Below are 14,692 nucleotides of genomic sequence, written 5' to 3'. Positions count from 1 at the left end.
TACCAACTAAAATTATAGTAAATTTGCAAGAATTTTGCGAAAAACACAAAATTACATAAAATTAAACTTAAATGCTTAACGTACACAATTTAACGGTTTCATTTGCCGGATCTGATTTGTTTTCAGGAATTACTTTTAAATTAAATAAAGGTGATAGAATAGGGTTGATAGGAAAAAATGGAGCAGGAAAATCTACACTTTTAAAAGTTATTTCAAAAGATATTGAAAGTTCTGGTGGAACTATGGCATTTGATAAAGATATTCGTATTGGCTTTTTACGACAGGATATTGATTTTGTTGCTGGAAGAACAATTTTAGAAGAAGCTTATCAAGCTTTTGATGAAATTAAAAAGCTAGAAGTTAAGCTAGATGAAATTAATGCCGAATTAGCCGAAAGAACAGATTATGAAAGTGAATACTACCACGATTTAATGGTGGCGGTTAATGAAGTTACGCATAGGTACGAGTTATTAGGAGGTTATAATTATAAAGGAAACACTGAGAAAATTCTTCAAGGTCTTGGTTTTCAAAGAGAAGATTTTGGAAAATTAACCGATACATTTTCTGGAGGTTGGAGAATGCGAATTGAATTAGCAAAATTGTTACTTCAAAATAACGATATTTTATTATTAGATGAGCCTACCAATCACTTAGACATTGAATCTATTATTTGGTTAGAGAATTTCTTAAAAAATTATTCAGGTGCAGTTGTATTAGTTTCTCACGATAAAATGTTTTTAGATAATGTAACTAACAGAACTATTGAAATTTCATTAGGTCAAATTTACGATTACAAAAAACCGTATTCGCAGTTTTTATTATTGCGTGGAGAAATAAAGGAAAAGCAATTACAAGCTCAAAAAAATCAAGAAAAAGAAATAAAGGCAACGCAACAATTAATAGATAAGTTTAGAGCAAAGGCCAATAAAGCATCAATGGCTCAATCTTTAATTAAAAAGCTAGATAAGGTTGAACGAATAGAGGTTGATAACGATGACAATGCTGTAATGAATGTTCGTTTTCAAATTTCTAAAGAGCCAGGTAAAATTGTTGTTGAAGCTGAAGATTTATCTAAAAGTTATGGAGATAAACACGTACTTGAAAATGTTGATTTATTAATTGAAAGAAATAGTAAAATTGCGTTTGTAGGTCAAAACGGTCAAGGAAAATCTACGTTAGCTAAAATTTTAGTTGGTGAAATTGAGTATGGTGGTCATTTAAAGCTAGGGCATAATGTTGAAATTGGGTATTTTGCTCAAAATCAATCGGAATATCTAGAACCAGAACAAACAGTTTTGGAAATTATGGAAGAAGCAGCAACAGACTCAAACCGTGCTAGAGTTAGAGATATGTTGGGAGCATTTTTATTTAGTGGTGAAGCAGTTGATAAAAAAGCAAAAGTACTTTCTGGAGGGGAACGAAATAGATTGGCATTGTGTAAACTTTTATTATCGCCTTTTAACGTGCTAATTATGGATGAGCCAACAAACCACTTAGATATAGCTTCGAAAAATGTATTAAAAGAAGCGTTAAAGAAGTTTAATGGTACACTTATTTTGGTTTCGCACGATAGAGATTTTTTACAAGGCTTATCTACTACAGTTTATGGTTTTAAAGATAAAGTTATAAAGGAGTATTTAGGAGATATTGATTATTTTTTAGAACAGCACAAAATTGAAAATTTAAGAGAAGCAGAAAAAAGAACTGTTGTTGAAAAAAAGCCAGATAATGCTAAAAAAGAGGCTCATAAACTTTCTAGAGAAGAAGAAAAGCAATTAAAACGATTGAAAAATCAGCTTTCGAAAATAGAGAATCAAATAGATGCTGTTGAAAAAGAAATTTTAGAAATGGACGCAGCTTTAGCTGAAGATTATGAAAAAACTTCAGCAGAACCCGATTTTTTTGAAAATTACAAGCAAAAGAAAAACAAGGTAGAAGAGTTGATGGAAGAATGGTCTGAAATTGAAGAAAAAGTAGCGAATTGTTCTTAAAGAATAAACATAGTAGAATTCAAGAAGTTTATTTTTCAGAAATAGAAGGTAAGGATGTTCAACTTTTTGTAAAACGTGAAGATGAATTACATCATTTTATTTCGGGTAATAAATATCGAAAACTTAAATACAATTTAGAAGAAGCTAAACGTTTAAAACATCATACATTATTAACGTTTGGAGGTGCTTTTTCTAATCATATTGCTGCTGCTGCCGCTGCAGGTTTTGAATTTGGTTTTAATGTAATTGGCGTTATTCGAGGAGATGAATTAGCGAATAAGTTAGATGAAGTATTAGCTACGAATCCAACATTAAAATTTGCTGCAGAACATAAAATGAAGTTTGAATTTGTTTCACGTAGCGATTATAGAACAAAAACTACTTCAGCATTTATTCAAAAATTAAAAGATAAATTTGGTGATTTTTATTTAGTTCCAGAAGGTGGAACTAATAATTTAGCTGTAAAAGGTTGTGAAGAAATTTTAATTGAAGAAGATTTAAAATACGATGTTGTTTGTTCTTCAATTGGAACTGGAGGAACAATTTCTGGCTTGATAAACTCGTTAGCTCCTCATCAAAAAGTTATAGGGTTTCCAGCTTTAAAAGGAGATTTTCTTCAAAATGAAATAAAAAAATATGTAATAACTACTAAAAATTGGAGTTTAGATACTAATTATAGTTTCGGAGGTTATGGTAAAGTATCAGAAGAATTAATAAATTTTATAAATAAGTTTAAAGCTGAAATAAAAATTCCGCTAGATCCAATTTATACGGGTAAAATGCTGTTTGGAATTGTTGATTTAATAAAAAAAGATTATTTTGCTAAAGGAACTAAAATTTTAGCTATTCATACCGGTGGTTTACAAGGCATTGATGGTATGAATACAATTTTGAAAAAGAAAAATTTACCCCAAATAGATTAAAATGAAAATAAAATATATACTATATAGTTTTGCAATAATAGGTTTATTAGCTAGTTGCAAATCTAAAAGAAAGGTTGCTCAAAAAACCACAAAGCATAAAAAAATTGTGGTTGTAAAGAAAACAACTGAACAACCAAAAGTTGTTGTAAAAAAGACAACCAAAACTACACCAATTCAAAACAGAACTGTTGCATACATTAATCAGTTTAAAAAAACTGCAATGGATGAAATGCGAACCTATAAAATTCCTGCAAGTATAACATTGGCACAAGGAATTTTAGAATCAGGAAGTGGTCATAGTCAATTAACACAGCGTTCAAATAATCATTTTGGAATTAAATGCCATAAGGGTTGGACAGGTGGAAAAGTGTACCACGATGATGATGCCAAAGGAGAATGTTTTAGAAAGTATAAAGATCCAGCAAAATCGTTTAAAGATCATTCTTTATTTTTGGTTGGCCGTTCGCGTTATGCAAGTTTATTTAAATTAAATGAAGGAGATTATGTTGGTTGGGCAAAAGGATTGAGTAAGGCTGGCTACGCAACAGATAGAAGATACCCAGCAAAACTAATTGCTTTGATCGAAAAGTATGATTTGCATCAATACGATACTCAAGTTTTAGGAAAAGAATTTAAGCGTAAAAAAAGAAAGGTAAATTCGGTAACAGAATATAAGGTTATAAAAGGTGATACGTTGTATTCAATTTCTAGAAAACACGGTTTAACTGTTGCTGAACTTAAAAATTTAAATGGATTAAGTTCTAATGGTATTGCGATTGGTCAAATTTTGCGAATAAAAAAATAATATTCCTAAGGAGTTTTTTGAAAACTTTTTTTTATAAAAAATACATCATAAAAAAAGCTCTGCATTTTTGCAGAGCTTTTTTGAACCAAACTTAAACTTTATTCAAAAGTTTATATCAACTATTTCTAACTTTGTTGTTTTTTGAATTGACCTCTTTTTCCTCTTTTCCCTTTCATTGCCGTTTTACCACCTTTTTTTCCATTGCGGTTGTTTAAAGCTTGAAATTTCTCCCATTTTTCGAATTGATCATTATTTAAAATTTTCTTCATTTCAGCTTTATGAGCAATTTGCTTATCTATGCGAGCTTCCATAAACTTAAATTTTTCTTCATCAGAAGGTTTTTCACCTTTTTCTTTTCTAGCTTTCATTTCTTCCATATTTGCTTTGCGCTCAATAGCTTTTTCTTTTAATAAATTGTAAACTTCAACTTGTTGCGTTCCATTTAAATCTAAATGCAATTGCATTTTTTTAGTTTGAAGTGTTGCCATTTGTTCAGGAGTAAACTGTGTTTTTTGTCCCATTCTTTGACCTTGTCTTTGTTTTTGAGCATTTGCAGATAAAGAAAATACTAATACTAGTGCTAAAATTCCAATTACTTTTTTCATTTTTTTATGTTTTTAAAATTGTTATTATTAATTCTTGTTTGGTATTATGACTATGCTATTTTAAAAAGGTTTAATCTATTAACACTCGTTAACACTACTTAACTTTAGTTAGGAAAAACACAGTTATTTAGAATTGTTTTATTTAATGTATTTTTGCAAAATATGAGAATGAATAAACTTTCAGATTGGTTACCAACTACAAACAAAGAAGTAAAGCTTAGAGGCTGGGAAGAATTGGATGTAATTTTGTTTAGTGGAGATGCCTATGTAGATCATCCTGCTTTTGGACCAGCAGTAATTGGACGAATTTTAGAAAGTTATGGATTACGAGTAGCTATTGTGCCACAACCAAGTGTAAACGATAATTTACAGGATTTTACCAAAATGGGAACACCAAAAATGTTTTTTGCAGTAACTGGTGGTTGTATGGATCCAATGGTTAGTAATTATACTGCAAGTAAAAAACGAAGAGATAAAGATGCATATACTCCAAATGGAGATAAAGGGTTTAGACCAGACTATGCAACTTCAGTTTATTCAAAAATATTAAAAGAAAAATTTCCAGATATTCCGGTTTTAATTGGTGGAATTGAAGCTTCTTTAAGAAGAGTTACACATTACGATTATTGGAGCGATCAATTAAAACCAACAATTTTAGAAGATTCTAAAGCTGATTTATTGGTGTATGGAATGGGAGAACAACCTTTGCGAGAAATTGTGAACTTGTTGCAAAAGGGAGTGCCGTTTTCTAGTTTAACTACTGTAAAGCAAACTGCTTTTTTACACCCAAGAGATCAGAATATTCCTAAAAATAAAAATTGGGAAGATGTTAGAATCAATTCTCATGAGGTTTGTTTATTGAATAAGAAAAAGTTTGCAGCAAACTTTAAAACTATAGAGCAAGAGTCTAATAAATTACATGCAGATCGAATTTTTCAGAATGTAGGAGATAATACATTGGTAATAAATCCGCCATACGAAACTATGACGGAAGAAGAAATAGATGCTTCATTCGATTTGCCGTTTACGCGTTTACCACATCCAAAATATAACAAGCGTGGTCCAATTCCTGCGTTTGAAATGATTAAGTTTTCTATAAACATACATAGAGGTTGTTTTGGAGGTTGTAGTTTTTGTACAATTTCTGCACATCAAGGTAAGTTTATAGCAAGTAGAAGTCAAGAATCTATTTTAAAAGAAGTTGATAAGGTTGCTGAAATGCCAGATTTTAAAGGTTATTTGTCTGATATTGGTGGGCCTTCAGCAAATATGTATCAAATGAAAGGAAAGGTTCAGAAGATATGCGATAAATGTGTGGCGCCTTCTTGTATTTCTCCGGTAGTTTGTCATAATTTAGATACTTCACATAAACCATTAACCGATTTATATAAAGCTGTAGATAAGCATCCAAAAGTGAAAAAATCTTTTATTGGTAGTGGAATTAGACACGATATGTTGGTGCCAGAATTCAACAAAAAAGCAGATCCAAAAGAGTTAGATGCTTATACAGAGGAAGTAATGACCAATCACGTTTCTGGTAGATTAAAAGTTGCGCCAGAACATACTTCAGATCCTGTGTTAAAGTTAATGCGTAAACCTTCGTTTGCATATTTCCATAAGTTTAAAGAGCGTTTTGATAAAATTAATGTTCGAAAAAAATTAAACTTACAATTAATACCGTATTTCATTTCAAGTCATCCAGCTTCAGAATTACAAGATATGGCAAATTTGGCTGCTGAAACTAAAGATATGGGCTTTCAGTTAGAACAAGTTCAAGGTTTTACTCCAACGCCAATGACGGTTGCTACTGTAATTTATTATTCTGGATATCATCCGTATACTCTAAAACCAATGAAAACTCCTAAAACCAAAAAGGAGCGAGACGATCAACATAAATTTTTCTTTTGGTACAAAAAAGAGAACCAAGATTGGATTAAAAATATATTAACAAATGTTGGTAGAAAAGACTTATTAGAAAAGTTAATTCCGCAAGGAAATTCTTGGAGAAAAAATAAACCTGGTAGGGCAAAAGATACTTTTGACGATACGATTACTAAATCTCCACGAAGAAAAAATAAATATAAGAAAAGGACAAAAAGGTAATAATTTCTACACATTAATATCTTAAATTTGAAATTGTATTTAACAATTATTTAGAATGAAGAAAATAATCTTATTTTTTTTGTTGCTTACATCATCTTTAGTTGCTCAAAATGAGGTTAAAGTAGATTTAAGTAACCCAAATTCAGCAATTTATACGCATTTATATTTTTTGCAATCAGATTCTTACGAGCCTGCAAAAGCAGCAACAACCATTTATGGTTTTCAAGGTAAAGAAGCTGAAGAAGTTGCAATTAAACTTAAAAAAATATTAGATGGTAAAGGGTTAAAAGTAGATTTTAGCAAAGTACCAACTAATAAAATGTATTCAGATACTACTGGATATAAAATTGGAAATAGATATGTTTTGTTTCCATACCAAATGCCTGAAATTTACGTAGAAAGAGTTGGAGGAAATTGGTATTACTCTTCTGAAACTACTAGTCAAGTAAATGAATTGTACGAGAGTATTTATCCTTGGCATACCGAAAAATTGCAACAATTAATTCCTGCGTTTGGACATAAAAAAATATTTAAAATAGAATTATGGCAATATTTAGGACTTGTTGTGTTAACAATAATAAGTTTTTTCATCTTCTTTATTTTTAAGAAAATTGTATACTACATATTGCGTAAAATTCAATTATGGGTTGTTCATAAATCAAATGAAAGAATTGATACGGCTTTAAAAAAATTAACCAGACCAATTGTATTGTTAATTGTTATTTGGTTTTTAAAAACATTGCTACCATCGTTATTATTAGATTTAGATGTAAATACTATTCTATTTTTGGTGTTAAATATTATGGTAACTGTTTTTTGGATTTACGTTTTCCTAAAATTAGTACAAGTTGTAATGAGTGTTTATGAAGAATTTGCTGAATCTACACACAATAAATTAGATGATCAATTAGTTCCAATTTTACATAATTTCTTAACAGGAATTGTAATTTTTGTTGGTTTTTTAAAAATGCTAACCTTATTTGGTATTAAACCTGTTACAGTAATTGCAGGAGCGTCTATTGGTGGTATTGCGGTTGCATTAGCATCACAAGACACCGTAAAAAACTTGATTGGTACCGTAATGATATTTATCGACAAACCTTTTCATATTGGAGATTGGATTGAAGCCGGTGAAGTGATTGGTACAGTAGAAACAGTTGGTTTTAGATCCACTACAGTTCGTGCTGCAGATACTTCGGTATATCAAATACCAAATAGCACATTGTCTGAAATGGTGGTAAATAATAAAGGTTTACGTGCGTATAGACGTTATACAACTAATTTAGGTTTACGTTATGATACGCCTCCAGAATTAATTGATGCTTTTGTAAATGGTGTTCGAAAAATTATTGAGTTGCACCCAGCAACAAGAGACGAAGCTTTTAATGTAGAATTTTCTGGGTTTGGAGATTCTTCATTATTAATTTTAATGAATGTATATTTTACTGAATTAGATTGGAATAAAGAACAAGCTTCTAAGCACAGTTTGCATATTGCAATATTAAAATTAGCCAAAGAATTAGGTGTAGACTTTGCGTTCCCTTCAACAACTGTTATGATAGAGCAATTTCCAGAAAAAAAAGGATTGGAAATGCCTTATAGTACAGACGAAAATAGAATTAAAGAAATTATAAATAACATTAATCAAAAATAAAAACAATGAAAAAAGTTTTAGCAATAATGGTTTTTGCCGTGTTGTTTTCTTGTAAAGAAGGCGATAAGGCAAGGAAACCTATAAAACAAGTTACTGTAGAAGAAGGTGAACTAACAGCAATGCAACAAAATTTAAGTAAATATGTTCCTTTTAAGTTAACTTCAGATGTAAGTGTTTTGTCTGAAAATGAACGCAAAATGTTGCCAATTCTAATTAAAGCAGCTCATAAAATGAATGAGTTGTTTTGGTATGAATCTTACGGAAATAAAGCGGAGTTATTAAAAGGTATTTCTGATGAAGACACTAAAAAGTATGTTAAAATAAATTATGGTCCTTGGGATAGATTAAACGGTAACACTTCATTTGTTGAAGGAATAGGTGCAAAACCATTAGGTGCCAACTATTATCCTGCAGATATGACAAAAGAAGAGTTTGATGCTTTTACAGACGAAAGCAAATCAAGCTTATACACTTTTGTTAGAAGAAATGAAGATGGAAGTTTAAAAACTATTCCATATAAAGTTCAGTTTGAAGCGCAAGTAAAAGAAGTTTCGGCATTGTTATTAGAAGCTTCAAAATTAGCTGAAGATGCAGGGTTAAAAAAATATTTAGAATTACGTTCTCAAGCATTTTTAACAGATGATTATCAACCAAGTGATTTTGCTTGGATGGAGATGAAAACAAATCGTTTAGATGTTGTAATTGGTCCAATTGAAACGTACGAAGATCAATTGTTTGGTAACAAAGCTGCACACGAAGGGTATGTTTTAATTAAGGATATGGAATGGAGCAAAAAATTAGAAAAATTTGCTCAGTTTTTACCAGAATTACAAGTAGGTTTACCGGTTGATGAAAAGTATAAACAAGAGAAACCAGGAACAGATTCTGAATTAAATGCCTATGACGTTGTATATTATGCTGGAGATTGTAACTCTGGAAGTAAAACAATTGCTATTAATTTACCTAATGATGAAGAAGTTCAGTTAAAAAATGGATCGAGACGTTTGCAATTAAAAAATGCAATGCGCGCTAAATTCGATAAAATATTAATTCCAATTACGGGTAAATTAATTGAAGAAGGTCAGCGTAAGCATGTAACCTTTGATGCGTTTTTTGCAAATACAATGTTTCACGAAGTTGCTCACGGATTAGGAATTAAAAAAACTATTAATGGTAAAGGAATGGTAAGAGCTTCATTAAAAGAATTAGCTTCAGCATTAGAAGAAGGGAAAGCAGATATTTTAGGGTTGTATATGGTGCAACAATTACACAAAAAAGGTGAAATTGAAGGAGATATGAAAGATTATATGACCACTTTTATGGCTGGTATTTTCCGTTCTGTACGTTTTGGGGCTTCAAGTGCGCACGGTAAAGCAAATATGATTCGTTTTAACTTTTTTAAAGAAAAAGGTGCTTTCTCTAAAAATGAAGATGGAACTTACAAAGTAAATTACGATAAAATGGAAGTTGCAATGAAAGATCTTTCAAGTGTAATTTTAACTTTACAAGGTAATGGAGATTACGATGGTGTACTTAAATTAGTTCAAGAAAAAGGTATTATTCCTGCTGATTTACAGGCTGATTTAGATAAATTAAGTGAACAAAATATTCCTGTTGATGTTATTTTTGAACAAGGAGTTAAAGCTTTAGGATTGTAAATAATATTACATAGCGTTAAAAAGCCTCCTAATTTGGAGGCTTTTTTTATGTTTTTTGTTACATTAGCGTATGGCAGAATCAAACATTAAGACTGAAAAAAAGAAAAAGTTAAATTACGAAGCCGAACTTGAAACTTTGCATAAAGAATTAGTGCATCTTCAAGAATGGGTGAAAAATGAAGGATTAAAAGTTGTTATTGTTTTTGAAGGTAGAGATGCTTCAGGAAAAGGAGGAACAATTAAGAGGTTTACAGAGCCTTTAAATCCACGAGTGTGTAAAATTGTTGCATTGGGTGTTCCTACCGAAAAAGAGAAATCGCAATGGTATTTTCAACGTTACGTACCGTATTTGCCGGCAGCAGGAGAAATTGTAGTTTTTGATAGAAGTTGGTACAATAGAGCTGGTGTTGAAAAAGTAATGGGCTTTTGCACAGAAGATGAGTATAACGAGTTTTTACGTTCGTGCCCAGAGTTTGAAAGAATGCTAGTGCGCTCAGGAATTATTGTATTGAAATACTGGTTCTCTGTTAGTGATGAAGAGCAAGAGAAACGATTTAAAAGTAGAATTGAAAATCCGTTAAAACGTTGGAAATTTAGCCCAATGGATTTAGAATCTCGTTCTAGATGGATGGAATATTCAAAAGCAAAAGATGCTATGTTTGCTCATACCGATACTAAGCAAGTTCCTTGGTATGTTGTTGATGCTGATAATAAGAAAAAAGCAAGGCTAAATTGTATTAGCCATATTTTAAGTAAAATTCCTTATGAAAAAATGAATTTGGAGCCAATTGAATTACCTTCGTTACCTGAAAATGTTGGTTATGTTAGGCCTCCAATGGATTACCAAACATTTGTGCCTGATAAGTATTAATTTTTCGAAGTAACTTTTTTAACAAATTCTTCAATGTTAGTAGCGGATGGCTTCCAGCCGTTTATTGCATATTGTTTTAAGTAAACTCTATACTTTTCTTTGTATTTTGTTTTGGTATATAAATCAATAGACTTATTAGTATTCATAATGATAGCGTGTTTTAAAATAAGACACGCTATTTAGTTAAATGTCACATAAAATAGAATGATTAGTTGTTAGTATTTTATTGATGAAATTAGGGCCTTTAACCTGAATCAAGTTCAGAATAAGCTGTGCCTAAAAGAAAACATTTACTTATCTAAAGCCATATTATAAAATTGCATACCTAAATTGGCTTTGTTGTTGTGATCAAATAAAGTTGCATTATCCCAATGCGAACCAGTTCCCCAAAGTGTACTACAGTTTGTAGAAACCCAAGCGGGTTCCCAATAAATAATTCCTTCTCCTCCAGATTGTTTTACAATTTCGGTAAGTTTTTTTAAGTAATCTAATTGTCCTTGTTGAGTTGCTGGATAACCGCTAATTAAAGCATCACTACCTAAAATGTTGTTTGCCTCATCATTATTTTCAAGCGTAAAAGGATAAGCAGTTTCAACAATCATTAATTTTTTATTATAGGTGTTTATAAGTGTTTTTAGTGCGGCTTCAAGAGTATTTAATTTGTATTCAGACCAAAGTGGGTAATAAGAAAGCGCTATCCAATCAAAATCTGTTACATCATTAGCTGTAGCTTGTTCAAACCACCATAATGCATTCTCTGGTTGAGCAATGTGTAACATTATTTCAATTTCTTTGTTTTTTTCTGAAGAAAAATCTCTAACTGCTTTAATTCCATTGTTAATTAGATATGAATTTCTATCCCAATCAATAGGCCAAATAAGTTCACCTTTTTGAAGAATCATACCATTAATTTCATTACCAATTTGTACCATTTCTGGAAGTAAATTTTGATTGTTCAATTTATCTAAAGTTTCAAAGGTGTAATTGTAAAGTAATTCACCTAAAGTTTCTTTATTATTGATTTCACTTTCCCAAGCTTCAGGAATTTCTTGTTTATCTGGATCTGCCCAAGTGTCGGAATAATGAAAATCTAACAATACTTTTATTCCTTCATTTTTAGCTTTTTGAATAGCCTTTTTTACATCTTCAAAATTTGAATAATTGGTCCAAGTTGGATTATACCATAAACGTAGGCGAACTAAATTAGCACCTTCTTCTTTAAAAATTGTATACGGATTTTTTTGAACTCCATTTGAATTATAGTATACAGCTCCGCAATCAAGCATTTCATTTACATAAGATAAATCGGCACCATAATAAAAACTTGTTGTTAAATTTGGTTCTTCAATAACAGAAGTATCAACTTCCGAATTGTCTTTACAAGAAAATAGAATGAAGATAAAAAATAAGAGGAAAGCGTGTTTCATATTATAAATTTATGGAAATAAAAAAACCGATGCTAGAAAACATCGGTTTTTAATAATTTATATTTTAAATTTATTTAGGATCCAAAATACCATCAATACGTTTTACAATATCTTGTAAATGATATCTTGTAATGGTGTTAGGTGCCGCTGTTGAAGCTCTTTGAGCATCGCGTTTAATTCTATTTAACTCTCCTCTAACAACAGGAATAATATCAGATTGTTTTACAGTTACCGAAGTAGTTTTAACATATCTAGAAGAACTTTTAGGTCTAACATCTTTTGCAATCATTAAACTAGCCAGTCTTTCAATATGTGCTCTTTGTAAATTTCTTCTATAAGTGCTAATTTTTTTGTTGTAACGTAATTCGCTCCAAATCCCTGAACGTAAATCGCTCATCATAGAAACAAGAGTGTATGCTTTAGAACCATTTAAAGTTTCATTTTCTACCATACGTTGCATTCTTCCCAAACTAAGAATATTATTTAACGATCTAACTTGTATAGCTCTAATTCTCTCCGTGATTCCAGAGTATTCTGTACGACCAATAATTTCTTTATCAATTAACCAAGTTGGTGTTTCGAACAATTGTTTATTAATAAATTTTAAACAGTTTTTTTGATGTGCTTTATCTACATGTGTATAAACCAATCCTTCTTGATCGTATGTTTTATAATGCTCATATACACCACCTAAATTTGAAGATACGTGTCCCATATAGCGGTTGTATTGAGAAATAACATGACCATACATAGCTTTTAAATCATCATAGTTTTTACCATCTTCAGCAGTCCATTTAATTAAATTAGGAACAATACGTTTAAGGTTAGCAATTCCGTATTCACTTGCTTTAATGGCATCATCACCTAAATCTTCAGTTTGCGAACTAGGGTCAACAACTCCACCTGCTTGTTGGTGTCCAAATCTATATAATTTATCTCCGGCGTGTTTAAGAATCCAACTATCTAAAATTGGTTTTTCTTCTTTAGCAGTTTTATCTAAAATTGGGCGGTAAGCCCAGTTGATGGCATATTTATCATACACACCAATATTTGGCATTAAAGCAACGCCTTTGTCTTCTGGTTGCGCAACATAGTTAAAACGAGCATAATCCATAATAGAAGGTGCTGTACTATGTTTTTTGGTGAAGGTAGCAGAACGTAAAGAGTCTACCGGATATGCGTTACTACTTGCCATATTATGTGGTAATCCTAAGGTATGCCCAACTTCGTGAGAAGAAACAAAACGAATTAATCTACCCATAACTTCGTCTTTAAATTCTGCACCTTGTGCATCTGGGTTTATTGCTGCAGTTTGTACAAAAAACCAACCTTGTAATAAACTCATAACATTGTGGTACCAGTTAATGTCAGATTCTAAAATTTCTCCAGAACGAGGATCACTAACGTGTGGTCCATTTGCATTTGGAATTGGAGAAGCTAAATATCTAACTACAGAATAACGTATATCTTCAGGACTCCAATCTGGGTCTTCTTCTTTTGTTGGTGGATCTTTTGCAATAATTGCATTTTTAAATCCAGCAGCTTCAAATGCAACTTGCCAATCTTCTATACCATCTTTTATAACTTTTCTCCATTTTTTTGGAGTTGCTCTATCTATATAATAAACAATTTGTTTTTTAGGTTCTACTAATTCACCACGTTTAAATTTCTCAATATCTTCATCTTTAACTTCTAATCTCCAACGGTCTAAGTAAGTTACTTTCTTACTTTTTTGTGCTTCATCTCCATAATCTGTTTGAGAAGAAGTAAACCAACCAACACGTTCATCAAAATATCTACGTTTCATTGGTTCTTTAGGAAGTAAAATCATAGAGTTACTCATTTCTACAGAAACTGTTCCTGTTGAAGAGTTTGATGGAGCTGCACTTGCAGCATACGTTTTTACATGACGAGTTTCAATATTTAGAGGGTAACTTTTAATACTATCAATAAAAGATTTTTTAGTGTCTAAACGAGTTACTTTGTATGATTTTCTAACATAGCTAGGTAAACCTAAGGCTTTTACATCTGTAGAAAACAATTCTGTAGCATCTATAACTGTTGAAGTTTTGTCTTCACCAAAAGCTTTAATCGGGAACATGTACAAAACAGGCTCAAAATTAGAATTTGCAACAGCTTCACTAACAGGTAAGCTATCGTTAGCTACTACATTATGAGAAACTACACGTAATAATATTTTTTTATCCTTTTTTTGCCATCTTAATACTTGAGTATTTGCTTTTTGACCACCAAAACTTCTATTGTTCGAAGTGTTTTTAGCAATTCTAGTTACCATTAACATTTCTCTTTCTAACAGCGAATCAGGAATTTCAAATAAATATTTATCATCAATAAAGTGAACTTTAAATAAACCATCATCCGTTTTAGCATCTTTAGTAATTACTTTAGCGTATGGTTCAATAGCTCCTTTTTTAGGCTTTGCTGGAGGTTTAGGAGTTTCAGTTTTACTTTTTTTATTTTTTTTATTTTTTCTTTGAGAATAAGAATCGGTTGAGAAACCAATAATAACTGCTAAAGAAAATAACAGTGTAAGTATTTTTTTAGACATAAAAATTTAAAGTTAGGTTATAAATTGAATTTGTTTTCGAAAGTATTAAAGAAAGAAGAAATTTTTCTTAATTATTTGTTAAAGAA

General features: G+C 30.9%; 11 protein-coding genes. 7 read left to right on the top strand and 4 right to left on the bottom strand.

What is annotated here, in order from left to right:
• The first annotated feature begins 71 nt into the window (after window positions 1-71).
• The 3 genes from BLU40_RS10765 to BLU40_RS10755 are packed head-to-tail and all read left to right on the top strand — an operon-like array spanning window position 72 to window position 3,719.
• A complete protein-coding gene (locus tag BLU40_RS10765) occupies window positions 72-1,991 on the top strand; it encodes an ABC-F family ATP-binding cassette domain-containing protein (RefSeq protein WP_090123272.1) in 1,920 nt (639 codons plus the stop codon).
• A complete protein-coding gene (locus BLU40_RS10760; protein ID WP_090123270.1) occupies window positions 1,982-2,914 on the top strand; it encodes a 1-aminocyclopropane-1-carboxylate deaminase/D-cysteine desulfhydrase in 933 nt (310 codons plus the stop codon). Before BLU40_RS10765 ends, BLU40_RS10760 begins: the two co-directional genes overlap by 10 nt.
• A 1-nt stretch (window position 2,915) precedes the next feature.
• Complete coding sequence (locus BLU40_RS10755; protein WP_090123268.1) at window positions 2,916-3,719, top strand: glucosaminidase domain-containing protein; 804 nt, start codon at window positions 2,916-2,918, stop codon at window positions 3,717-3,719.
• A 125-nt stretch (window positions 3,720-3,844) separates the two neighbouring features.
• Here BLU40_RS10755 and BLU40_RS10750 read toward each other — a convergent pair whose 3' ends face one another.
• Window positions 3,845-4,324, bottom strand: a complete 480-nt coding sequence (locus BLU40_RS10750) for a hypothetical protein (protein ID WP_090123266.1) — start codon at window positions 4,322-4,324, stop codon at window positions 3,845-3,847.
• Between the two features lie 162 nt (window positions 4,325-4,486).
• On the opposite strand from BLU40_RS10750, the gene BLU40_RS10745 reads away from it, so the two are divergent.
• The 4 genes from BLU40_RS10745 to ppk2 all read left to right on the top strand — a co-directional run bounded on the left by BLU40_RS10745 (window position 4,487) and on the right by ppk2 (window position 10,610).
• Complete coding sequence (locus BLU40_RS10745) at window positions 4,487-6,427, top strand: YgiQ family radical SAM protein (RefSeq protein ID WP_090123264.1); 1,941 nt, start codon at window positions 4,487-4,489, stop codon at window positions 6,425-6,427.
• Between the two features lie 55 nt (window positions 6,428-6,482).
• Entirely contained in the window at window positions 6,483-8,081 is a 1,599-nt protein-coding gene (locus tag BLU40_RS10740; protein WP_090123262.1) for a mechanosensitive ion channel family protein, read from the top strand.
• 5 nt (window positions 8,082-8,086) lie between these two features.
• Window positions 8,087-9,739, top strand: coding sequence for a dipeptidyl-peptidase 3 family protein (locus tag BLU40_RS10735; RefSeq protein WP_090123260.1), 1,653 nt, complete (start codon window positions 8,087-8,089; stop codon window positions 9,737-9,739).
• A gap of 70 nt (window positions 9,740-9,809) precedes the next feature.
• Entirely contained in the window at window positions 9,810-10,610 is an 801-nt protein-coding gene (gene ppk2, locus BLU40_RS10730; protein WP_090123258.1) for a polyphosphate kinase 2, read from the top strand.
• Here the strand turns inward: ppk2 and BLU40_RS17575 are convergent.
• The 3 genes from BLU40_RS17575 to BLU40_RS10720 all read right to left on the bottom strand — a co-directional run bounded on the left by BLU40_RS17575 (window position 10,607) and on the right by BLU40_RS10720 (window position 14,606).
• Window positions 10,607-10,756, bottom strand: coding sequence for a hypothetical protein (locus tag BLU40_RS17575; RefSeq protein ID WP_175454776.1), 150 nt, complete (start codon window positions 10,754-10,756; stop codon window positions 10,607-10,609). The genes ppk2 and BLU40_RS17575 overlap by 4 nt on opposite strands.
• A 144-nt stretch (window positions 10,757-10,900) precedes the next feature.
• The gene (locus BLU40_RS10725; RefSeq protein WP_090123256.1) at window positions 10,901-12,037 is read right to left on the bottom strand and encodes a glycoside hydrolase family 53 protein; all 1,137 of its coding nucleotides are present in this window, start codon (window positions 12,035-12,037) and stop codon (window positions 10,901-10,903) included.
• A 70-nt stretch (window positions 12,038-12,107) separates the two neighbouring features.
• Window positions 12,108-14,606, bottom strand: coding sequence for a zinc-dependent metalloprotease (locus BLU40_RS10720; protein ID WP_090123254.1), 2,499 nt, complete (start codon window positions 14,604-14,606; stop codon window positions 12,108-12,110).
• Window positions 14,607-14,692 lie beyond the last annotated feature (86 nt).

Origin of the sequence: Lutibacter oricola (genome assembly GCF_900106565.1) — a bacterium.
Classification (GTDB): Bacteria; Bacteroidota; Bacteroidia; order Flavobacteriales; family Flavobacteriaceae; genus Lutibacter; species Lutibacter oricola.
The sequence above is the reverse complement of the archived record's forward strand: the minus strand, read 5'-3'. Positions and strand labels throughout refer to the sequence as shown.